This window comes from Chryseobacterium sp. SNU WT5 (assembly GCF_007362475.1).
In the GTDB taxonomy this organism is placed as follows: domain Bacteria; phylum Bacteroidota; class Bacteroidia; order Flavobacteriales; family Weeksellaceae; genus Kaistella.
The window spans coordinates 2,740,619-2,763,073 of sequence record NZ_CP041687.1 but is presented as its reverse complement, the minus strand read 5'-3'; the positions used below and the strand labels follow the sequence as shown (position 1 = coordinate 2,763,073).

Sequence of the window (22,455 nt, the reverse complement as noted above, 5' to 3'; positions counted from 1 at the left end):
TTACTTAATTATGTCTTTATCCCTTTTTAATCCTTTCACGGATTTGATTTTCGACGAACAATTCTGCTTCCTGACCGGAGATTTAACCACCGAAAAAATGTCTGTTTATCCCGAATGGCTGATGGATCATTTTAAATTTGGAACTGACCGAATTGAGATGATGGATAAATCGAAGTCTTACACTTATGCTGATCTTCAATTACCGTGTTCTCCCCGTGTAAAAAAAGCTTTTGATGCCCTGGAGGAAAAGGTTCAGAAGGCCTACAAAAAAGGATATGAAGGCATGGCAGAACTTGATGAACAATCGCTTTTCCTTTGGACAGGAAGAATGGTTTATGGCATGTTGTATTACGAAATGCAGTATGAAAGTGCGCGTAAACTCAGACAAAGAGAAAGCTTTGATTTATCCGCCACGCTTAGAGAACGATTTGGAAATTTGCATCTCATGATGCAATCCATCGTAGAACCTATTTCTTTTGTGGGACAAAAACCTTGGAGTATTGTTGTATTTCCGCTCAAATACTCAGCTGACATTTTTTCTTACCGCGATGATACTGTTAATTTATTATTCCAGTTTGGAGTGAATGGTTTTGGTTTTATTGCGTGTTTACAGGATAATGGAATTATAGGCGAGCAACAAAAAGACCTCCTCGAAAAAATGAAAGGTCACGTTTTACATCCTATTCAGTTTGAAGAGTTGTTTGCAAGGTTTCATTATTCAGACTATATTTTACAGTACAAAGCCGAGTACAAAATTGAAAATACCGATGATGGAATTACAATAGAAGCAATTCCTATTACTGCCAATGCTGATCGTCCTGTTTTTGGATTTTGGGATGACGAGGTTTTCGCACAGTTACTCACCAATTACTGGTCGGTTTATGGAATACAACGCGAAGATATTATTCAGTTTCAAAAACCATTTTTAAGTTTTCTGGAGAATCCGTATACGAAGGATTTTGTTGTCCCGGAAGGAATTGATTTACCGTTTTAAGAAGTTCATCGATAAATAAAATATTATTTTCTTCTCTCAATAATTCTTAAGCAAAGGAAGATCAGGCGGTTTTTGATTAAAATCCTAATGAACTAGCGTGAAAATTTATTTAATGATTGTATATCTACAATGGTCTGAATGTACGATTACAATTATGAATACGGAAGGTATTCCAATCATTAAAAAATTCTTTAACTCTCTTGATGCTCAGCAATTACCTCTAAAAATTGGGACCCAAATTTTTCCAGTTTTACACTTCCTACCCCAGAAATGTTTTGAAATTCTACCACATTTCTTGGTTGTCTATCAGCCATGTCTTTTAAAGAAGCATCATTAAAAATGACAAAAGCAGGTACATTTTCTTCTTTCGCAATGCTCAGCCGCAGATCCCGCAATTTTTGGAAGAGCGCAGCGTCAACATACGCCTTAGGTTCATAAACTTTCTTTTCTGTGATTTGTTTTTGAAGCGTTGCCAATCGTACGCTTTTATTTTCGAACAAAATTTTCTTTGCCAGTGAAGTTAATAATAATCTTCCTTTTTCATGAAAACGAATCTCCAAAATTCCCTGATTGATCATTTGAATAATATACTGCTGCAAATCCAACCAAGAAGTGTTTTTTAGAATACCAAAAGTTTTTATATTCTGATAACCTTTTTCTAAAACCAAAGCATTCTTGGCTCCACGCAAAACATCAATCACCATACCAGTAGATTCCTGCTCCTGCAATCTGGCAATTGCAGAACAGACTTTCTGCGCTAGAAGCGTCCCATCAAAATAGTGAGGTGGCGCCTTACAAATATCACAATTGTGGCAGTTTTCGGTTACCTGTTCTCCAAAATAATTGAGTAAAACAATTCTGCGGCAACTCAAAGCTTCTGCGTATTGCTGCATTCTGTTGAGTTTGGCGATTTGATATTCTTTATTAGCAGCATCATCTGTAAATTTTCTCAATTGAACTACATCTGCGTAACTGTAAAATAAAAGACTGTCAGACGGCAAACCATCTCTTCCACCTCGCCCTATTTCTTGGTAGTAGCCTTCTATATTTTTGGGCAAATTATAATGAATTACCCAACGCACATTTCCTTTGTCAATCCCCATTCCAAATGCGATCGTTGCTACAATAACCGGCGTTTCATCGGTAATAAATTTTTCTTGTATTTCAGATCTTTGCTCAGCAGTTAACCCGGCGTGATATGCTATTGCTTTGTAACCACTTTTAATTAATTTCTTTGCAATCATCTCGGTGCTGTTTCTACTCAAACAGTAGATGATACCACTCGTATTCGGTCTTGCTTCCAAAAAATTAAAAATCTGATTCATCCTGTTATTTGCGGGACGAACCTCTAAAAACAAATTTGCTCGATCAAAAGAGGAAAGATGAATCTCGGCTTTGGGAATATTTAACTGCGTTACAATGTCGTGCTGTGTGGCCTTATCCGCTGTCGCCGTAAACGCAGCAATCGGTTTCTGAGGAAATTGTTCCTTCAAATATCCCAATTGGGTATAGGCTGGACGAAAATCATGTCCCCAAGAAGAGATGCAATGGGCTTCATCTACTGCAATAAGACTGATTTCAATTTTTGATAAATGCGGTAACAGATTAGGCAAACTTTCAGGGGCGACATACAGTAATTTCAATTTCCCCTCTTGCAATTTTTTAAAGACAAGATTATTAAGGGAACTATCCTGACTGCTGTTGATAAAAGCGGCCGGAATTGCATTGGATGATAATACATCAACCTGATCCTTCATTAAAGCGATTAAGGGTGAAATAACGATTGCAGTACCAGGAAGAAGTAAAGCAGGCAATTGATAGCAAACAGATTTGCCACCACCTGTTGGCATGATCGTCAACACATCTTTACCCTCTAAAATATCATTGATAATCGCTTCCTGATTGAATCGAAAAGTGCTGTAACCAAAATGAGTTTTTAGAAGATTTGAAATTGTAACTGAATTATTTACCATGAATTATTATTTTAAAATAATTGACTGATCCTTTGTAAAATAGATCATCTACCAACCATCTTTAAGAAAATGAAATTATAATACAATTATATTTTTTAATTGAACCTTGATGTGCCCTTTCGGACAAATATCAAATATACTGATTTATCAAAAGAATTTAAGCATCAAGTTAAAGATAAGGAAGTATAATTCTAAAGAATGAAACAGAAAACATTGCGAATTTATAATGATCAGTTTAATCCTATTTTTATGATTAAAAAATTTGCTTTGATCGCTTTTTTCATGCTGTGTTTTCAGATTCAGGCGCAGAATGAACGACAGACTAATCACTACAATTATCTTATCGAAGAGGTTTTAGGTGATTTGAATAAAGATGGACTACCGGATAAAGTATTAATAAGGCAGGATACTCTGAGCGAAAAAGCACCCTACCAACTTCAGATTAATTAAAACCATATTGACAAAACAAAAAAATATTTAACAATAAAAGGAATGTTGGTAAGAAAAGGCTTTTCCATTTTTGAAAGATATTTCCATGAAACCCGCATCTCCATCTGGTAAATAATAAGTTCCCGGAAAATTGAAACGATTGAAACTGATTAGTTTTCCAAATTTTTTGATAAAATCCGTTTCCAATGTATTGTGATCGATTCGAAAACCGTTAATTACCATTGAATTCCCTTCGATAAAACTCAATGATTCAACCAATCCAGTGATTTTATTATTGTTTTCTTCAAAATTGATAATCGTTTTTTTAGATTTGTTCACATACGCAAATCCCGGATCCCAACCGCATTCAGAAAAATTGGGTAGTGTACTGTAATCATTAATTCGAATCAAGTTCAAAGATTTCATTTGAGCTTCTGTAATAGTACCATCATTTAATTCAGTACCATTAATATTCACAGTGATCTTATTATAGTTAAATTCTGACCTTGCTTTCGGCGATAGCGGATTTTGTATATGTTCTGCCAGGAAAAGTTCAAAATCAATTTCTGGTACACTTTCTAACGTTCCTTGATTTTGATGAAACGTTTTGAAGAGTTTCAAGGCTTTTAAAGTATTTTGAGGATCTGAATTCCAGCCTATTTCTACTAGTCGTTCTAAGAGGATTTTTTTTTGATTGATGTCAACTGGTTTGGTTTTTTCAAATTGAACCAAAGTTTCCTTAAAACTAATTTCATCCCCCAAATATTTGTACTGTACAAAGGCTGGGTTTTTATGAAAATAATCTCCGATATAAACCCATCCGTTTTTGGAAATTGGTAGATATTCTATACATTCAAATTTATTGATGGGCAGAATTTGCGAAACAGAACTCGTAGTATTCGGTTCAGTTCTGGCACGCAAACCAGAAACTTGGACATAGAGATGTGGACATTGCGTTCCCGCTGTTCCACGATAAAAATAGTCTTTAGGTTCATCAGCATCTTTTTTCCCACGCATCGATTTTGTCAACTTTTGCTTTAGAATAAATCCTATGTCGCCATTATTAGCAGCAATTTTATAATAATTATTGATAGAATCCAATAATTTCACAGAAGCTTCCCGTTGCCAAAACACCAATTTTACTGGAATTTTGTTCACTTTTCTCATAAAGATAAGTCCAATGCGAAACGTGCAAAGGAGTCCAATTCTGTGCATAAAAATTTAAACAGGAAAATATGGTAATATAGAGAAAGATATTTTTTTTCATAAATTTTTGTTTGGTGAGTTCCTGATCTTCATTCAGAAAGACCTCAATTTATTTTTGGGAAATCGGATATTCTCCCGATTCTCTTCATTTCAGACGCCGATCCTTAATCTCGTGTAGGTTTTGGATAAAGTTCTGGCGGTAAACATTCTTATCTTTAAAGCAATGAAACCCCTAAATTAAGAAATTTTTGACAGCCATTAACCTAATTAACTATCGCTTTTAAATATCTATGATTTACTCTCTTAAGTCTGGACGAAATTTTATATTGATGTTTGAAAGTATCAAAAACTTCGACTAACAGGACTTTAAAAATCATAACTAAATGAGACTATTTTCGTCATGATTTACCACATGATCTTTTATTAAATCTGAAAGCATTTGAATATAAAATAAATATCTTTGTGTAAATATTGTTTATGAAAAAATCCAAAATCACCCTTCTTGCGCTTGCTACCGTACTTTTATTTTCTTGTACTGTGCAGCAAAAGACCGGGTCTGAATCGACTACACAAGAGCAAAGTACAGCAATCAACGGAAACAGTATCGACCGCTTTGCCGACATCGAAGTACTTCGGTACGATGTCCCCGGTTGGAATGATCTGACCTTAAAAGAAAAGGAATACGTGTATTACCTCAGCCAGGCGGGCTATGCAGGCCGCGACATCATCTGGGATCAGAATTACCAACACAACCTGGAGATCCGTCGAGCGCTGGAACATATTTACCAAAATTATAACGGCAACAAAAATACAGAGGATTGGCAGAATTTTGAAATTTACCTGAAACGGATCTGGTTCGCCAACGGTATCCATCATCATTATTCCAATGAGAAGATGAAACCTGCTTTTAGCAGAGCGTATTTTGATCAGCTTTTAAAAGAGAGCAGCACAAAAATGGATCCCGTAATTGCTGATGTTCTTTTTAATGACAAGGACACCAAGAAGGTGAATCTGGATCTGAGCAAAGGCCTCCTGCGTGTCTCTGCTGTTAATTTCTACGGCCAGGGCGTTACGTCTGAAGAAGCGGATACTTTTTACGCCAAAATGAAAAGTCCCGATGCACAGCGTCCACTTTCTACCGGTTTAAACTCCAAACTAGTGAAAGAAAATGGCAAGTTGACCGAAAAAGTCTGGAAAAGCGGTGGCATGTACGGTTCGGCGATTGACCAGGTAATATCCTGGTTGGAAAAAGCCAGAACGGTAACTGAAAATCAAAAACAGGCAAACGCTTTAGCCTTGCTCATCAAATATTATAAAAGCGGTGACCTGAAAGCCTGGGACGATTATAACGTTGCGTGGGTTGATGCCACTGAAGGAAACATCGATTACATCAACGGTTTCATCGAAGTGTATAACGATCCGCTCGGCCACAAAGGTTCTTTTGAAAGTGTGGTACAGATCAAAGATTTTGATATGTCGAAAAAAATGGAAGTGATCTCCAAAGAGGCGCAGTGGTTTGAAGATCACTCTCCTCTTCTGCCTCAGCACAAAAAAAAGAATGTAGTGGGCGTAAGTTATAAAACAGTAGTTGTGGCATCAGAATCCGGTGACTCTTCCCCGAGCACGCCGATCGGTGTGAACCTTCCGAATGCGGACTGGATTCGTGCAGAACACGGCTCGAAATCCATTTCATTGGGTAACATTATCGATGCTTATGATAAAGCAGCAGGCTCTGGTAGACTGAAGGAATTTGTGAACGACGATGAGGAACTTCGTCTGGCTCAGAAATATGGTGAGCTTTCCAGCAAACTACACACGGCTTTGCATGAAGTGGTAGGTCACGCGTCAGGGCAGATCAATCCTGGTGTAGGCACGCCGAAAGAAACTTTAAAAAGTTATGCCTCTACCATGGAAGAAGGACGCGCGGATCTGGTAGGACTTTATTTCCTTTATGATCCCAAACTACAGGAACTCGGCCTCGTTGACAATTGGAAAGAATTGGGCATGGCGGCTTACGATAATTATATCCGAAACGGTTTGATGATGCAACTCGTGCGCCTGGATCCGGGAGCTGATATTGAAGAATCACATATGCGAAACCGACAGTGGGTCAGCGCGTGGGTCTTTGAAAAAGGTAAAAAGGACAATGTTATTGAAAAAGTAGTGCGGAACGGCAAAACTTATTATAATATTACTGATTACGCGAAACTGCATGAGCTTTTTGGAGAACTCCTGCGGGAAACGCAGCGCATCAAATCCGAAGGTGATTATAACGCTGCCAAAAACCTGGTAGAAAATTACGGCGTAAAAGTAGATCAGAATCTTCATAAAGAAGTACTGACCCGTAACGCGAAATACAAAGAAGCAGCATATCGTGGGTTTGTGAATCCGTATATCACACCGGTTGTAGGTAGCAATGGCAAAGTGACGGACTACGTGTTGAAGTATCCCAAAACTTTTGCAGAACAGATGCTTTACTACGCAAAAGAGTACAGTTTCTTACCTGATCATAACTAAATAGAAAGCCGCTGAAAAGTGGCTTTTTTTATGGCTATGTAATTTTGCCATAAAGTGATTCATAGAGAAATTTTATTGAACGGTAGGCATTATCATAGCTAATATAGAGCTTTACAAACTGGGATCAATACCAAAACTCGGAGAGGAAGTGGAGCCGAAATTTGTACAAAAAAATAACCCGGTGTAATACAACGGGTTATTTTGATTTTGAGCGGAGAACTAGGGATTCGAACCCCAGGACCTGTTACAGTCAACAGTTTTCAAGACTGCCGCAATCGACCACTCTGCCAGTTCTCCAACTAAAATTGATTTCTCTTTTTCAGTGGTGCAAATATAAAGACCTTTTACAAATTGACCAAATTATTTTCGAAAAAAATTTTAATCTATTCATTATCAAAGTGAAAATTAATTTTTAGCGACCTGTAAACCGAGGTAAACCGCGCCTAAACCTACCATTACACTCAATAAAATGTAAAATAACATTATCGGATAGTTGCCACTTTGATACAATGAATAATTTTCCGCCGAGAAGGTTGAGAACGTTGTAAAACCACCACAAAATCCCGTGATCAATAGAAACTTCAGATAATTATCGACTTTAAGGAAATAAGAAGTAAATACACCGATCAGGAAACAGCCTATGATATTTACCACAAACGTGCCCATCGGGAAGGAATTGACATTCCATAGCTTCTGGGTATAGTTGGAGATCAGGAAGCGCAATACACTTCCTAATCCGCCTCCTATGAATATGTAGATTAGATTTCTGATTTTAGTTATAAGTTACGAATTAAATAAGATCACTATCATTTTGGATCTTAATTCTTTTTCTCTTGACTTTTGGTTTTACTCCAATTCTCCTAAATACTTCTCTGCATCCATTGCACCCATACATCCACTTCCAGCAGCCGTAATTGCTTGTCTGTAATGGCTATCTTGAACATCACCCACAGCAAAAACTCCAGGTAAATTGGTTTTGGATGATCCAGGAATGGTATTGATATATCCGTTTTCATCTAAATCGATCTGACCTTTAAATACTTCTGTATTCGGTTTGTGACCGATGGCGATAAAAATTCCGTGAACGTCGATTTTAGAAGTTTCTTGAGTCAAGTTATTGATCACCACTCCTCTCTCGACTAAATTATTTTCTCCTTCAATTCCGGTTAATTCGTGGTTGAATTTTACTTCGATATTTGCGGTGTTATTTACTCTGTGAACCATTGCTTTGGAGGCACGCATATAATCTTTACGTACCAAAATAGTTACTTTGTTCACCAACTTCGCTAAGTATGTAGCTTCTTCAGCTGCTGTATCTCCTGCTCCTACAACGATCACATCTTTTCCTTTGTAGAAAAATCCGTCACACGTAGCACACGCAGAAACGCCGCCGCCCATGTATTTTTTCTCGTCGTCTAAACCTAAATATTTTGCAGTTGCTCCTGTTGAAATAATTACGGTTTTGGTTAAAATCTCTTTATTTCCTGCCCATAACTTATGAACTCCACCAACTTCTTGAGAGAATTCCGCTTTGGTGATCATTTCATAATGAACTTTAGTTTCGAATCTTTCGGCTTGCTTTTGCAAATCCATCATCATTTCGGGACCGGTAATCCCATTGGGATACCCGGGGAAATTGTCAACTTCCGTTGTGGTCGTTAACTGACCTCCTGGTTCAAGTCCCGTATATAATTCTGGTTTTAAGTCGGCTCTGGCTGCGTAAATTGCAGCTGTAAATCCTGCTGGTCCAGAACCTACAATCACGCAGTCTAAAATATTTTCTTCCATTATTAAGGTTTAAATTAAAATCAATTTTTGAATTCCCAAAAATCGTGATTTATTTTGGGGTAACGAAGTTTTTGGTGATGAATTTTGTCAATTGTGCCGTTTTAGTTTTCGTTAGAAATTTCATAAAATAGTCGGCAATTTCACGTTTCTGCTGGTCAGTTCCGCTGTCATCCATATCATTATGGATCGTCTTTGGAAGTTTGATAATCGTTATGCCTAATTTTTTCTGTTCTTCCAGGGTAGGCAGCACTCCTGTGTCTGCGGGTTGATCGCTGGAACGAAGCGAATAGATCTGAGGTCTGGAAATACGTGGAAAAGAATATCTTCTTTGATCTAACGTGATGAGTTTCCAGACCATCTCAGGATATTTCTCCGTAAAAAGAACAGTCATATCGCCTCCGTTGGAATGTCCCGCAACGATCACTTTGCTGTAATCTAATTTCGGATAATCCTTTTTTAACTGATTAAGAACAAACAAGATGTTTTCTGAGCCTCTTTCCCAATTTGGTCTTCTTAAAACTTGTGGATTTCCTTCTAAGGGCAATAATTCGTCTGTAGGTAATTCATGCTGAATACTTGCAACAAAATAACCCTTTAGCGCCAATCTTTCTACCAAATAGGAATACTCGAGATAGCTATCTGCTTGATTTCTTCTGTAGCCGTGACTGAAAATAACAACCGGCATCTTTTGATTTTCAAAGTGATCTTTTCTAAAAATTGCCACTGGTATTTGGCGGTTTCGTGCTTCATCAAAATATGATACTTTCTGAAACGATTGCCTCATAAAATCATCATCGACCACGTGCTTCGATTTGCAAGACCATAGAAAAAGAGACAGTAGTATAAAGAGTATTTTTTTCATGTTGAGTTTTATAAATGATGACCAATCTTAATTCTATAAGAGTCTGCGACCCGACCTGAATGGAGCTCTTTTTGTGGAACGCAGTGGAACAAAAAAGCGGGAATGGAGGGCGGAAATAGTCGCCCAAAAATATAGAATTTTAAGTCTTGACCTTATATTGATCGATATGCAAAATTTTGTAAACCATTTCTTTCAGCAAATCACTGTCGGTCATATTGATAGCGCCTAATCCCTTACTTTTGAGATCGATCTCGCGTAAAATAGAAATGACGCGTGTACCGTTTTTTAGGTTATAAAATCTTGCTGCTTCACCAAAGTCTTTCAAGAAATAAGGGTTGACTCCCATGGTTGCGGCCTGATTTTGCGGCGACTCTCCTTTCATCGTATGAAAAATGATGAGGTTCGAAAAGAAGTTATACAGATTTCCGGTGGTCATCACAAAAGTATGCGTTTTTGATTTACCCATATAATGTGCTATGCGGAATGCGCTGACTTCGTCCTTTTTTCCAAGCGCTTTAATGAGTTCGAAAACATTAAAATCTTTGCTGATCCCGATATTGGTTTCGATCATTTTTTCATCCAGAAGTTGGCCTTCTTTTAAGATCATTTTGAGTTTCTGCAACTCATTTGAAATTCGGGAAAGATCTGCTCCTAGATATTCTGCCAATAGATTGGGAATATTGGGTTTCGCTTTTAATCCTAAAGTTCTAATTTCGGAATCGATCCATTTGGCAATGTTGTAGTCTTTGATTTTTTCACTCAAAAACACCATTTTATTCTTAGTCAGCGTTTTTAGAAATGCTTTTCGTGCATCTGCTTTTTTATACTTGTAAGCGATAACCAAGATGGTGGATTCAACCGGATTTTCGGCATAGGCCAATAATGCCTTACTTTCAGGTTCGCTAAGCACAATATCCTGAGCTTCTTTTAGGATGATGACCTGTTTGTCGCCCATCATAGGAAACTGACGTGCTAAGGAGAGTACCTCTGAAAAAGTAGTATCTTTTCCGTAAACTACCGTTTGGTTAAACGCTTTCTCATCTTCTGTTAGAACATCATTTTCAAAAGATTTTAGAGCTGCATCTATAAAATAGGGCTCTTCACCATGGAAAAAATAAATAGGCAAAAGCTCTTTATTTTTAATATTTTTGAGGATTAAATCTAATTCTTTCATAAATGGATCTTCCGAAACTGAATTTTAACGAGACTTATGACTTTGAAATCAAGAGAGACAAAGATAAGTTTTTTATTTATGATGTAGTTCGTAAATCATGGTTCCTACTCACGCCAGAGGAATGGGTAAGACAACATTGGGTCCACTATTTTCACATAACAAAAGGTCGAAATCTATCGTCTCTGATCTTAGAGAAAAAATTGATCTTAAACGGAACAACTAAGAGAATTGACTTACTCGTCACCGAAAAAACGGTTTCAAAAATTTTGGTTGAATGTAAAGCTCCTCATATTAAACTGACTGAAAAGACTTTTGAGCAAACTGCCAGATATAATTCGGTTCTCCAGACCGAGGAAATTATTTTGAGCAATGGTTTACAGCATATCTTCGCCAAATTTATTGGAGGAAAATATGAGTTTTATAAGGGTGAATTTTAATTAAAGTATCAATTATCTTCTAATTTCACAATTTTGCTGCTGCTTTCGAAAAAAGTTATAATTCCTCCCTATTTACTAGCTCCATAGAAAATGCAGGTAAGCAAATCGCTAAATAATCACATGGATCCTCGAATGGATTGCTGTAACGCACACGCGCTCCTTTTTCGATGATGATGCTTTGTCCGGTTTCTAAAATGACGATCTCATCGTCGATCTCGAACTGCTTTTTTCCTTTAATGATATACGTAAATTCATCGAATTCCGGTGTTTGAAAAGGTTCGCTCCATTTAGGTGGCGCAACCATATGTGCGATTGAAATATTTGAGTTTCCGGTTGAATTTCCCCAGATCTCTTCAATGAGTTTTCCGTCAGTTGTTGGAACAACGAAAGGTGATTTTTGGATTTTATATTTTGACATAATTTCGTTTTAAACGGTTTAAAATTACAAATTAAAATAATGTTGAACGTCTCATTTTAGAAAAATAAAATTTCTGGATCTTAATAAAAATTACAATTCTTAAGAAGTGAAATGATAATAAAAGAAATCCGAGAATATCAATTAAAACTCTGAAAAAGTAACATTATCTTTTAGGAATTCAATTTTTTTTATCAGCTTTTAAAATGTCACGCCTTCGGCGTTTAATACGGTATAACTTACTTATTATAATAATGACATTCCTTCGGAATTACAATAGTTAGAGATTACAGATGCTTAGGCTTAGGCTTGTGTTTAAGTCTAATTTCTTATTTCAATAAAAAAAGCAGTACACTATCTGGTCAAAATGTATTCAATAAAATGATGGAAGGTACCATTGACAGATTCTATTTTCTATTAAGTGCAGACGGGTAATTTTATGTTTAAATTTACCCTTTAAATAATTTAAAAAAATGATCAAATCACTACTCTTAACAGTAACAATTATGGTGTCCGGAACTTTCTTTAGTCAGAACCTCAAGAAAATCACCTATAAAGATGGCGCCCAAAAACTTAATGGACTGGTTACCTCCAATGTCGGAAAAAAACTTCCCGGAGTTTTGATCCTACCCGCATGGAAAGGGATTGACGATGAAGCCAAAATGGCGGCCGCTGAACTGGAGAAACAAGGCTACATTGCCTTTATTGCAGATATTTACGGTGAAGGGAATACCCCAACCGATAATGCTTCTGCGGGAAAAACGGCGGGATATTATAAACAAAATTTCGAAGCATATCAGAAAAGAATTTCTTTAGCTCTGGATGAATTAAAGAAAAGCGGTGCTAATCCCGGAAAAATTGCGGTGATCGGTTATTGCTTTGGCGGTAGCGGTGCTTTGGAAGCGGCTCGAGGAAATATGCCGGTTGTTGGTGTGGTTTCAATTCACGGTGGTTTAGCAAAAGACGCAGCCAGAGATAATATTCCTCTTTCAGCAAAGATCCTAGTTGAACATCCGGCCGATGATGAAAGTGTAAGTCCAGAAGATTATGCTCAACTGGTGAAAGAAATGAATGACGGAAAAGCAGATTGGCAGATCATTACCTACTCCAATTCAAAACATACTTTTACCAGTCCAGTGTCGCCAGATTATAATGCAGTGATGGCGAAACGTGCCTGGAATCATACGTTGATGTTTTTGAAAGAGATCTTAAAGTAATTAAAAAGCAAAAAACTCCTGTACCAGTATATTTAACCAAAAGAGAAAACCTTTTCAAAATTGAAAAGGTTTTATTTATGTAATAAATGAGTGGATTTTAAAACTTCATTTCAGGGATTTCTCCTTCGATGATTAAGTCGGCTTCGGTTGCTTTCACGATATCTTCTACGGATACGCCTGGTGCTCTTTCCAAAAGTTTGAAACCATTCGGCCTAACTTCTAAGACGGCCATTTCAGTCACTACTTTTTTCACACAACCCACTCCAGTAAGCGGAAGGGTGCATTTTTTAAGAATTTTACTTACACCAGCCTTGTTCACATGCATCATGGCCACGATGATATTTTCGGCAGATGCTACAAGATCCATAGCTCCTCCCATTCCTTTAACCATTTTACCAGGTATTTTCCAGTTGGCGATATCACCGTTCTCTGAAACTTCCATCGCACCAAGAATCGTAAGATCTACCTTCTTGCTTCTGATCATTCCGAAACTGAAAGCAGAATCAAAAAAAGAAGCACCGGGAAGTGTGGTAATGGTTTGTTTCCCAGCATTTATTAGATCAGCATCTTCATCTCCTTCAAAAGGAAATGGGCCCATTCCCAACACGCCGTTCTCACTTTGGAATTCAACCGAAAGATCGTGAGAAACGAAGTTAGCAACCAAAGTTGGAATACCAATTCCAAGGTTGACGTAATAGCCATCTTTTACTTCTTTTGAGATGCGCTGAGCGATTTGTTCTTTTGTAAGCATAGTGTAAACTTGAACTGCAATTTATTCATTTTTCATTTCCTATACAAATGGTATTAAGACATTCTATAGTGTGACCTAAACAAACCGATTAATAACCTTAATTTTGCACTCAATTATTTTTAAAAAATGAAAACACTTATACGTTATTTGAAACCTCATAAATGGTTGCTCATTCTATCTTTACTATTAGCGACGATCAATCAGGTTTTCTCTCTATTTGGGCCAGCAATTACGGGAAATATTCTTGATCAGTTGGTTACCCACCCTAATTTTTTTGATACAGAGAAATTACTTGCCAGAAATCTAAATGAATATTTATACGGAACCGACATTTACCACGGGGTATTTTATTTCCTGGGACTGCTAATTGGGGTTGCCATGGTTAGTAGAATTGCGAAAGCATTTCAAGATTATGTAGTAAGTGTAATTACCCAAAAGTTTGGAGCTAATATTTTTACAGATGGTTTGCAGCACTCTATGGCGTTGCCTTTTCAGGAATTTGAAGATCAAAGAAGTGGTGAGACCTTGTCGATTCTGACTAAAGTAAGAGAAGATTCTGTAAAGTTCATCACCAACTTTATCAATATTTTCTTTGGGATTTTAGTAAGTATTATTTTCGTTTCTGTTTACGCGATTCAACTGCATTGGGCGATTATGCCTGTTTATGTGGTAGGAATCTTTTTTATCGCTTTTATCACCAATTTACTAAGTAAAAGAATAAAGAAAATTCAAAAGAACATTGTATCGCAAACTACGAGTTTAGCGGGAAGTACGACGGAAAGTTTGCGAAATATTGAAATTGTAAAAAGTTTGGGGTTAACCAAACAGGAAGTGAAGCGTTTGAACAGCAATACCTACAAAATTTTAGGGCTGGAACTCAGAAAAGTTAAAAGCATTCGATCTTTAAGTTTTATTCAGGGAACGCTTGTTAATTTCTTACAGCAAATGATCACATTGACTTTATTATTCCTTATTTTCAAAAATGTGGTCACTCCGGGACAGTATTTATCACTAATGTTTTACGGATTTTTTATTTTCGGTCCGATGCAGGAAATCGGAAATATCATTATCTCATACCGAGAAGCCGAGGCCTCCTTATTTAATTTTGATAATTTAATGAAGAAACCGACGGAAGAAAAGCCACTTGCACCAAAAAAGATCGGGTCCATTAACAATCTGAAGTTTAGTAGAGTCAGTTTTAAACATCAGTCAGCGGCCTATAAAGCCTTAAACAATATTTCTTTCGAAGTTCAAAATGGGGAAACCATAGCTTTCGTTGGACCAAGTGGTGCAGGGAAAAGTACGTTGGTGAAATTGTTGGTTGGTTTATATCGTCCCAATGAGGGAGCGATCTACTACAATAACATTAATGGGAATGAATTTGATTTTGATGAATTAAGAAATCAGATCGGATTCGTGACGCAGGATACCCAACTGTTTGCCGGAACCATAAAAGAAAATCTATTGTTCGTAAATCCCGGGGCAAGTGATGAGGATCTAAGTATGGCTCTACGAAAATCCAGCGCTACAACTTTGATTGAACGAGCAGAGGAAGGATTAAATACTGTCATCGGAGAAGGCGGGTTTAAATTAAGTGGTGGAGAAAAGCAAAGAATTGCCATTGCACGTGCTTTGTTACGAAAACCACATTTGCTTATTTTTGATGAAGCCACTTCTGCTTTAGATAGTATCACCGAAGAAGCCATTACAACAACAATTAGAGAAATATCTGCCGAAAAAGCACAAATCACCATATTGATCGCGCACCGTTTGAGCACCATTATGCATGCAGATCGTATCTATGTTTTGGAGCGTGGACAAGTAATCGAGATGGGTTCGCATGAGAATTTGCTGGAGGAAAAAGGATTATATTACGCAATGTGGCGTCAGCAGATTGGAGAAAGGAAATCCTAAGAAATTGGATAATCAAATTTTAATAATTTGATTTGCATCACTTTAAAATAAAATAGTCCACTATGTTCAAAGAAGAAAGAAAAAGTCCTCAATTCTGGCTGACCGTCGTGAGTATTGCCCTCTAAATTCTATCGATGTTTTTTACCCCTTTTTATGTTACCAATCCAAAGGCAGATATCTACTCAAATTCGTTATTTATACTCCTTTCAGGGTGGATGGCTGTTTTGGGAGGAGGATTATTTCTAACGCTTATTTGGTTGGCAAATCCGCTTTATTTTTTTGGCGGTTTTCTGGTACTAAATAAGGAGAAATTTGCAGTCGTACCAGTTACTTTTTCTCTATTGCTTAGCTTTTACTTTTTGACACTCGATTCGGTAATGGACGGCGAAAGCGGAGCTACAACAGAAATTACCAGACTGGGACTTGGATTTTACCTTTGGATTTCAAGTTTTATTACAATGTTTCTCGCTGGAGTTCTATTGTTTTTTGAGAAAAAAATAGTGAAGTAAATCCGGAAATGGATACTGATTCACATTTATAAAATTTACTTCTATTCCACAAAAAAAAACATTTCTCTCACGAGAAATGTTTTTTTCTTTATTAAAATTTTTAAATTTCTAAGCTCTCTTTCTCACCGTTCTTTGCTCAATTCTCTTCTCAAAATTTTCGCCTTGAAAAATTCTCTGAACCATAATTCCGGGAATGTGAATTTCGTTGGGATCTAATTGTCCTGGCTCTACTAATTCTTCGACTTCGGCAATGGTAATTTTACCAGCGCCTGCCATCGGAGCATTGAAGTTACGAGCAGTTCCTTTGAAAATTAAATTACCGGCGTGATCTCCCTTCCAGGCTTTTACGATAGAGAAATCTGCTTTGAAAGCGTGTTCCAGAATATGCATTTTACCATCGAAGTCTTTTGTTTCTTTACCTTCTGCTACTTCCGTTCCGTAACCAGCTGGGGTATAAAAAGCTGGAATTCCACATTGAGCAGCTCGGCATTTTTCTGCTAAGGTTCCTTGTGGTGTGAGTTCTACTTCCAGTTCACCCGAAAGCATTTGTCGTTCAAATTCTGCATTCTCGCCCACATAGGAAGCGATCATCTTCTTAATTTGTTTTTTCTGTAAAAGCAATCCCAAACCAAAATCATCAACACCAGCATTATTAGAAATACAGGTTAAATCGGTAACATTGCTTTCTACTAAAGCATCAATTGAATTCTCAGGGATTCCGCAAAGGCCGAATCCCCCAACAATTAAAGTCATCCCATCGCTTATTCCAGCAATTGCATCTTTTACATTTTTTACTCTTTTATCGATCATATCATGATATAATTTGGTGGCTGAAATTTACGATTTATTTTGGAAATTCAAGCTGAAGGCCACGACATTCAAGTTATGTTTTGCGTAAAACAACTGTAGTTTTCATTTTTTATTCCAATCGGATTTAATAATTTTTCCGAACTTCTTATTTAATTAAAATTATAAAGAAGAAAAAAATCTGAAAATTTATAATATAGAACTCAATGAAAATCATATTGAGATTAGCATTGCGTGAGGGATAGTAGCGTCATCCTTTTTTTGCGAGGGCAAAAGCAAGGGCAAAAAAGATAGAGCGGATAGCCCGACCTGAGTGAGCTTTTTTCGCGTGGCTTTGCCGCGCGAAAAAAGCGAGGGAAGGGCACGCCCACAAGAAAAAAGACCGCTTATCTTTAATAGATGTTTTCTGGTGATTTATTTTCCTAAAGTGTTGGTGGATTGTGTTTTTTGTAGTATTTTTGCAACCTGTTAATCAACCTCTGACGAAGGGCGTGAACGTTGCTTAGCTTGACAAAACAAATTTTTTTATAAAAAAAATGGATTTATTACAGTACGTACAAGACAAGTACATTGCAAAAAAAGAATTCCCAAAATTCAAAGCAGGTGACACGATCACTGTGTATTACGAAATTAGAGAGGGTGCTAAAACCAGAACTCAGTTCTTTAAAGGAGTAGTACTTCAGTTGAGAGGAACCGGTGCAACTAAAACTTTTACCATCAGAAAAATGAGTGGTGATGTTGGAGTACAGAGAGTTTTCCCAATGAACATGCCAGCTTTGCAAAAAATTGAAATCGACAGAAGAGGTAAAGTTAGAAGAGCAAGAATTTTCTACTTCAAACAACTTAGAGGTAAAAAAGCGAGAATTAAAGACGCTGCTTACAAAAAATAATCTCGATTACGATATTAGAAAAACCCATCAATTTATTTTGATGGGTTTTTTAGTGCTGTAAAGCCTCGATACATTCTTCTCTTATCTTCCAAAAAGATTCTAAATTGTAGGGAATAGAAGGATTTTGGTTCAAATATCTTTTTAGGTAATCCCGATGATATTGTTCTTTAAAATTGGTGATCTGAGAGGGTTCTATTTCAACTTCTTCAACCAAATCATTTACAAAATCTGCGGCACTGGAATGCTTCCGTGTGCAGTCTAAAATCTGATGTTGATACCTTAAGTAATTATGTGCTTCGGGCATTTCATCTAAATTATATTTCTTTAAAACTGTTGCAATCTTAGGAGTGTTGTTTTCATTCATCAGAAAAATCCCCAACATTAATTTCGTGTTCGAAAAATCATTTTCAATTGCAAGATTCTTTAATACTGCGTGCTTTGTACTACAAGTCCCGCCGCTATCTTTAAATAGACAAAGTTGATCCTCTTTGTTCGCATTTCTTTTATACGATAAACCTTTTACATAATCAGAGGCAGAAATAAAATCATGATAACCCAAATTTAGAAACTGAGTTGAAATAATTCCTTTAGAATTGAGACCAAAATTAAAGAATGTTTGCATAAGTAAATGATGTTAAAGAAAAGGAATGTGTAAGGTCCTATCTCCTATTTCAAGTTGACCAAATTTACGTAAAAAAAACGCCTCAAATTAATGAGGCGTTCTATAGAATTTGAAAACTAAGGTTTATTTACCTTCCATTTTCTTTTTCAATTCTGCTAATACGTCTAAATCACCAAGAGTTGATTTTTCTTCGTTTTGAGAAGAACCAGTTGATTTGTTAGATGATTGATTAGAAGATTGCTCTCTTACATTTTTCTTTTCTTCGTCTCTGAAGATTCCTGTATGAGAAACTACTACTCTTTTGAATTCTTTGTTGAATTCGATTACTTTGAAATCTGCGCTATCTCCTTTCTTGATCTTAGATCCGTCTTCCTTCTCTAATAATCTTGATGGACAGAATGCTTCAACTTCAGCATCTTCGAATTGAACTTGAGCTCCTTTATCGAAAACTTCAGTTGCAGTTCCTGCATGTACAGTTCCTTCAGCATATTTAGTTTCGAATTTATCCCAAGGATTTTCCTGTAATTGTTTGTGACCTAAAGACAATCTTCTAGCTGCTGTATCTAATTCCAGAACAACAACTTTCAATTGATCTCCAACTGCACAGAATTCTGATGGATGCTTGATTTTCTTAGTCCAAGATAGATCTGAAATATAGATCAATCCATCGATACCTTCTTCCAATTCTACGAATACACCGAAGTTTGTAAAGTTTCTTACAATTCCTGTGTGCTCAGAACCTACTGGATATTTAGCTTCGATATTAGACCATGGATCTTGGCTTAATTGCTTCATACCCAAAGAAATTTTTCTGTCTTCTCTGTCTAAAGTTAAAACTTCTGCTTCAACCTCGTCTCCTACTTTTACAAAATCACCTGCACTTCTTAAGTGAGTTGACCAAGACATTTCTGAAACGTGAATTAGACCTTCAACACCTGGAGCTACTTCTACGAATGCACCGTAATCAGCAAGTACAACTACTTTACCTTTTACTTTGTCTCCAACTTTCATGTCAGCAGAAAGAGCATCCCAAGGATGAGCTTCTAATTGCTTCATACCTAACTGGATTCTTGTTTTCTCATCATCAAAATCAAGGATTACAACTTTTACAACTTGTCCGTCCTCTAAGATTTCTGATGGGTGATTAACTCTACTCCAAGAAAGATCTGTAATGTGGATTAATCCATCAACACCACCTAAGTCAACGAATACACCGTAAGAAGTAATATTCTTAACAGTACCTTCTAATACCTGACCTTTTTCTAATTGTGCGATGATTTCTTTTTTCTGACCTTCGATATCTGCTTCGATCAATGCTTTGTGAGAGACTACTACGTTTTTAAACTCAGGATTGATTTTAACAACTTTGAATTCCATTGTTTTACCAACGAATTGATCATAATCTTTAATTGGTTTCACGTCGATTTGTGATCCTGGTAAGAATGCTTCAATACCGAGAACATCTACGATCATACCTCCTTTAGTTCTTGATTTAACAAAACCGTTTACGATTTCTCCAGTTTCGTGAAGTTCGTTTACTTTATCCCAAGCTTTAAGCGTTCTTGCTTTTCTGTGAGATAATTGTAATTGACCTGATTTGTCTTCTCTTCTATCAACCATTACTTCTACCTCATCACCTGCAGCAAGTCCTGGGTTGTAACGGAATTCGTTTAGAGAAATAACTCCTTCAGATTTGAAGTTGATGTCAACGATCGCTTCTTTATCAGTTAGTCTTACAACTTTACCAATAAGAACGTCATTGTCTTGAAGATTGTTTAGAGATCCGTTGTAGATTTCTTCTAAATCGCTCTTCTCTTGTCTAGATTCAGCATCAAGACCTGATTCAAATGAATCCCAATCAAACTGTTCTGGAGCTACGTTTTGATTCAAAAGAACCACTGCTTTGTCTGTCGTTTCTGACATAATAAAATAATTTGTATTCTCTATTTTTCAATATCTGGCCTAATGTGGTACTATGAAAAAATACAGAAGATGTTAATTGTTAATGTTTTAACCTTGCCAAATACTTCCACAAAAAGTCGTGCAAAAATACGCTATTATTTCATAATTCCTATCATTTTTAAGGAAATTTCGATTCATTTATTAATTTCACAAGACATTAATAAATGCATTGCCTTATCTTTGCAAAATGGACTTACAGACAATCTATCAAAACTTGCAGATTCAGGACATGAATCAAATGCAAAAAACCACATACAAAGCCTCGGAAAATCATAAAGATGTTATTCTACTCTCCCCGACCGGTTCAGGGAAAACACTAGGATTTCTGTTCCCTATTCTTAGAAACTTAAACACGAGAACGGCTGGCATTCAAGCTATTATTATTGTTCCATCCCGGGAATTGGCTTTGCAAATCGAACAGGTTTTCAAAAGTATGGGCACTGATTATAAGGTAACCTATTGTTATGGAGGACATGATAAAAAAATAGAAGTCAACAACCTCATCCAAGCTCCTGCTCTATTAATTGGAACACCAGGTAGAATCGCTTACCATTTAAAAAACGACAATTTTGATCCAACAACGATTGAAACAATGGTTTTAGATGAGTTTGACAAATCACTGGAATTTGGCTTTCATGAAGACATGAGTTTCATTATCAACGAAATGCCGAATCTTAAGCAAAGAATATTGACCTCTGCCACTGCAATGCCGGAAATTCCCGAATTTACTGGAGTAAGCCGTCCAGAAAAAGTAGATTTCTTAAAAGTTTTAGAAATAAAACCAGATTTTCAACTAAGAAAAGTAATAACTACTTCTGAAGAGAAACTAGACACCTTATTTTCTTTATTGTGCAAAATCGGTAACAAGCGAACGCTTATTTTCTGTAATCACCGAGACGCGGTTGACCGTATTTCCGAACTGCTCAAGGAAAAAGGAATTTCGAGAGAGACTTTTCATGGGGGAATGGAACAAGATGAAAGAGAACGTGCTTTACTTAAATTCAAAAATGATTCATCTAGAATTTTAATAACGACTGATCTTGCTTCACGCGGTTTAGATATTCCGGAAGTAGAATCTATTGTTCATTATCAATTGCCCCCAAAAGAAGATGCTTTCATTCACAGAAATGGCAGAACCGCAAGGATGAATGCAAAAGGTTACGTATATTTAATTATGACCGAAGATGAAAATTTTCCATTTATTAAAAATAATACACCAGAAGAAAAGCTAACACAGGATTATAAAATGCCCGCCAGAACTCCTTTCCTTACCATTTATATAAGTGCCGGTAAAAAAGACAAGGTAAACAAAGTAGATATCGTAGGATTTTTAATTAAGAAAGGAGGTTTGGAAAAAGATGATATCGGCTTGATTGAAGTTAAAGATACGACTTCATACGTAGCCGTTAACAGACAAAAAGTGATAGAATTATTAAAGAAACTTGTTAACCAAAGGCTTAAGAATAAGAAATTAAAAATTGAGATCGCTTATTAAAATAAGCTCTCTAAAGAAAAATTTCAGGCAATCATTGGAGGTACTAATTCATCTCAAATAAAAACAATGCGGTTTTTTAAGATGATCAATTTTGTTTACACGAATTCTTTAATATTATGTATTTTTGTTCTTTGACCTATTAAAATGAAAGTTAATTTACCTGACAAACTCTATTATTCGATTGGTGAGGTTTCCAAAGCCTTTGATGTGAACGCATCACTGATCCGTTATTGGGAACAGGAATTCCCGATCATTAAACCGAAAAAGAATAAAAAGGGCAACCGATACTTCACTCCAGAGGATATTAAAAACCTTAAAATGATTTATCATCTGGTCAAGGAAAAAGGCTACACCTTAGATGGGGCACGAGTCGCTCTTACCACCAATTCCAAAATATCTGAAACCGTTTCAATGATTGACCGGCTTGAGTTTGTAAAAGCAGAATTACAAAAACTAAAAGAATCTCTAGTAGATTCACCTGAATGAAAAGGGT

At 36.5% G+C, this 22,455-nt stretch carries 21 protein-coding genes and 1 tRNA gene; 10 read left to right on the top strand and 12 right to left on the bottom strand.

Going from position 1 to position 22,455, the window contains the following annotated elements:
* The first annotated feature begins 10 nt into the window (after positions 1-10).
* Entirely contained in the window at positions 11-994 is a 984-nt protein-coding gene (locus FNJ88_RS13050) for a hypothetical protein (RefSeq protein WP_143853671.1), read from the top strand.
* A 191-nt stretch (positions 995-1,185) separates the two neighbouring features.
* On the opposite strand, the gene recQ is transcribed toward FNJ88_RS13050, so the two are convergent.
* Positions 1,186-2,967: a DNA helicase RecQ gene (gene recQ, locus FNJ88_RS13045; RefSeq protein ID WP_143853670.1), complete on the bottom strand. Its 1,782-nt coding sequence runs from the start codon at positions 2,965-2,967 to the stop codon at positions 1,186-1,188.
* 198 nt (positions 2,968-3,165) lie between these two features.
* Between recQ and FNJ88_RS13040 the strand changes: the two genes are divergently transcribed.
* Positions 3,166-3,417 (top strand): hypothetical protein, encoded by a 252-nt coding sequence (locus FNJ88_RS13040; RefSeq protein WP_143853669.1) that lies wholly within the window; start codon positions 3,166-3,168, stop codon positions 3,415-3,417.
* Between the two features lie 27 nt (positions 3,418-3,444).
* Here FNJ88_RS13040 and FNJ88_RS13035 read toward each other — a convergent pair whose 3' ends face one another.
* Positions 3,445-4,563: a hypothetical protein gene (locus tag FNJ88_RS13035; protein WP_143853668.1), complete on the bottom strand. Its 1,119-nt coding sequence runs from the start codon at positions 4,561-4,563 to the stop codon at positions 3,445-3,447.
* Between the two features lie 516 nt (positions 4,564-5,079).
* Here FNJ88_RS13035 and FNJ88_RS13030 point away from each other — a divergent pair.
* Positions 5,080-7,119, top strand: coding sequence for a dipeptidyl-peptidase 3 family protein (locus FNJ88_RS13030; protein ID WP_143853667.1), 2,040 nt, complete (start codon positions 5,080-5,082; stop codon positions 7,117-7,119).
* A gap of 212 nt (positions 7,120-7,331) precedes the next feature.
* Here FNJ88_RS13030 and FNJ88_RS14375 read toward each other — a convergent pair.
* From FNJ88_RS14375 to holA, 5 genes are all read right to left on the bottom strand, one after another.
* A tRNA-Ser gene (locus FNJ88_RS14375) sits at positions 7,332-7,416 on the bottom strand.
* Between the two features lie 108 nt (positions 7,417-7,524).
* Positions 7,525-7,842 (bottom strand): fluoride efflux transporter CrcB, encoded by a 318-nt coding sequence (gene crcB, locus FNJ88_RS13025; RefSeq protein ID WP_317132173.1) that lies wholly within the window; start codon positions 7,840-7,842, stop codon positions 7,525-7,527.
* Between the two features lie 123 nt (positions 7,843-7,965).
* The gene (trxB, locus tag FNJ88_RS13020) at positions 7,966-8,907 is read right to left on the bottom strand and encodes a thioredoxin-disulfide reductase (protein ID WP_143853665.1); all 942 of its coding nucleotides are present in this window, start codon (positions 8,905-8,907) and stop codon (positions 7,966-7,968) included.
* A 49-nt stretch (positions 8,908-8,956) separates the two neighbouring features.
* Complete coding sequence (locus tag FNJ88_RS13015; protein ID WP_143853664.1) at positions 8,957-9,769, bottom strand: alpha/beta hydrolase family protein; 813 nt, start codon at positions 9,767-9,769, stop codon at positions 8,957-8,959.
* Between the two features lie 139 nt (positions 9,770-9,908).
* Positions 9,909-10,943 (bottom strand): DNA polymerase III subunit delta, encoded by a 1,035-nt coding sequence (holA, locus tag FNJ88_RS13010; protein WP_143853663.1) that lies wholly within the window; start codon positions 10,941-10,943, stop codon positions 9,909-9,911.
* A 2-nt stretch (positions 10,944-10,945) separates the two neighbouring features.
* On the opposite strand from holA, the gene FNJ88_RS13005 reads away from it, so the two are divergent.
* Positions 10,946-11,380, top strand: a complete 435-nt coding sequence (locus tag FNJ88_RS13005) for a type I restriction enzyme HsdR N-terminal domain-containing protein (RefSeq protein ID WP_143853662.1) — start codon at positions 10,946-10,948, stop codon at positions 11,378-11,380.
* Between the two features lie 55 nt (positions 11,381-11,435).
* Here the strand turns inward: FNJ88_RS13005 and FNJ88_RS13000 are convergent, their stop codons facing one another.
* Complete coding sequence (locus tag FNJ88_RS13000; RefSeq protein ID WP_143853661.1) at positions 11,436-11,798, bottom strand: cupin domain-containing protein; 363 nt, start codon at positions 11,796-11,798, stop codon at positions 11,436-11,438.
* A 470-nt stretch (positions 11,799-12,268) separates the two neighbouring features.
* Between FNJ88_RS13000 and FNJ88_RS12995 the strand changes: the two genes are divergently transcribed.
* Positions 12,269-13,012, top strand: coding sequence for a dienelactone hydrolase family protein (locus FNJ88_RS12995; RefSeq protein WP_143853660.1), 744 nt, complete (start codon positions 12,269-12,271; stop codon positions 13,010-13,012).
* A gap of 97 nt (positions 13,013-13,109) precedes the next feature.
* Here the strand turns inward: FNJ88_RS12995 and FNJ88_RS12990 are convergent, their stop codons facing one another.
* On the bottom strand, positions 13,110-13,763 hold the full coding sequence (locus FNJ88_RS12990) for a 3-oxoacid CoA-transferase subunit B (protein ID WP_143853659.1): 654 nt from the start codon (positions 13,761-13,763) through the stop codon (positions 13,110-13,112).
* Positions 13,764-13,889: 126 nt separating this feature from the next.
* Here FNJ88_RS12990 and FNJ88_RS12985 point away from each other — a divergent pair, with 126 nt between their 5' ends.
* Together FNJ88_RS12985 and FNJ88_RS12980 are read left to right on the top strand one after the other, a co-directional pair.
* The gene (locus tag FNJ88_RS12985; protein ID WP_143853658.1) at positions 13,890-15,677 is read left to right on the top strand and encodes an ABC transporter ATP-binding protein; all 1,788 of its coding nucleotides are present in this window, start codon (positions 13,890-13,892) and stop codon (positions 15,675-15,677) included.
* 134 nt (positions 15,678-15,811) lie between these two features.
* Positions 15,812-16,186, top strand: a complete 375-nt coding sequence (locus FNJ88_RS12980; protein WP_143853657.1) for a hypothetical protein — start codon at positions 15,812-15,814, stop codon at positions 16,184-16,186.
* 108 nt (positions 16,187-16,294) lie between these two features.
* On the opposite strand, the gene FNJ88_RS12975 is transcribed toward FNJ88_RS12980, so the two are convergent.
* A complete protein-coding gene (locus FNJ88_RS12975; RefSeq protein WP_143853656.1) occupies positions 16,295-16,996 on the bottom strand; it encodes a CoA transferase subunit A in 702 nt (233 codons plus the stop codon).
* Positions 16,997-17,529: 533 nt separating this feature from the next.
* Between FNJ88_RS12975 and rplS the strand changes: the two genes are divergently transcribed.
* Entirely contained in the window at positions 17,530-17,883 is a 354-nt protein-coding gene (rplS, locus tag FNJ88_RS12970; protein WP_143853655.1) for a 50S ribosomal protein L19, read from the top strand.
* Between the two features lie 49 nt (positions 17,884-17,932).
* On the opposite strand, the gene FNJ88_RS12965 is transcribed toward rplS, so the two are convergent.
* Positions 17,933-18,505, bottom strand: a complete 573-nt coding sequence (locus tag FNJ88_RS12965) for a hypothetical protein (RefSeq protein ID WP_143853654.1) — start codon at positions 18,503-18,505, stop codon at positions 17,933-17,935.
* Between the two features lie 123 nt (positions 18,506-18,628).
* Positions 18,629-20,428 carry a 30S ribosomal protein S1 gene (rpsA, locus tag FNJ88_RS12960; RefSeq protein ID WP_143853653.1) on the bottom strand — a complete coding sequence of 600 codons (1,800 nt, stop codon included), beginning with the start codon at positions 20,426-20,428 and terminating at the stop codon, positions 18,629-18,631.
* Positions 20,429-20,654: 226 nt separating this feature from the next.
* On the opposite strand from rpsA, the gene FNJ88_RS12955 reads away from it, so the two are divergent.
* Positions 20,655-21,962 carry a DEAD/DEAH box helicase gene (locus FNJ88_RS12955; RefSeq protein ID WP_143853652.1) on the top strand — a complete coding sequence of 436 codons (1,308 nt, stop codon included), beginning with the start codon at positions 20,655-20,657 and terminating at the stop codon, positions 21,960-21,962.
* A gap of 144 nt (positions 21,963-22,106) precedes the next feature.
* The gene (locus FNJ88_RS12950; RefSeq protein WP_143853651.1) at positions 22,107-22,448 is read left to right on the top strand and encodes a MerR family transcriptional regulator; all 342 of its coding nucleotides are present in this window, start codon (positions 22,107-22,109) and stop codon (positions 22,446-22,448) included.
* Positions 22,449-22,455: the final 7 nt, after the last annotated feature.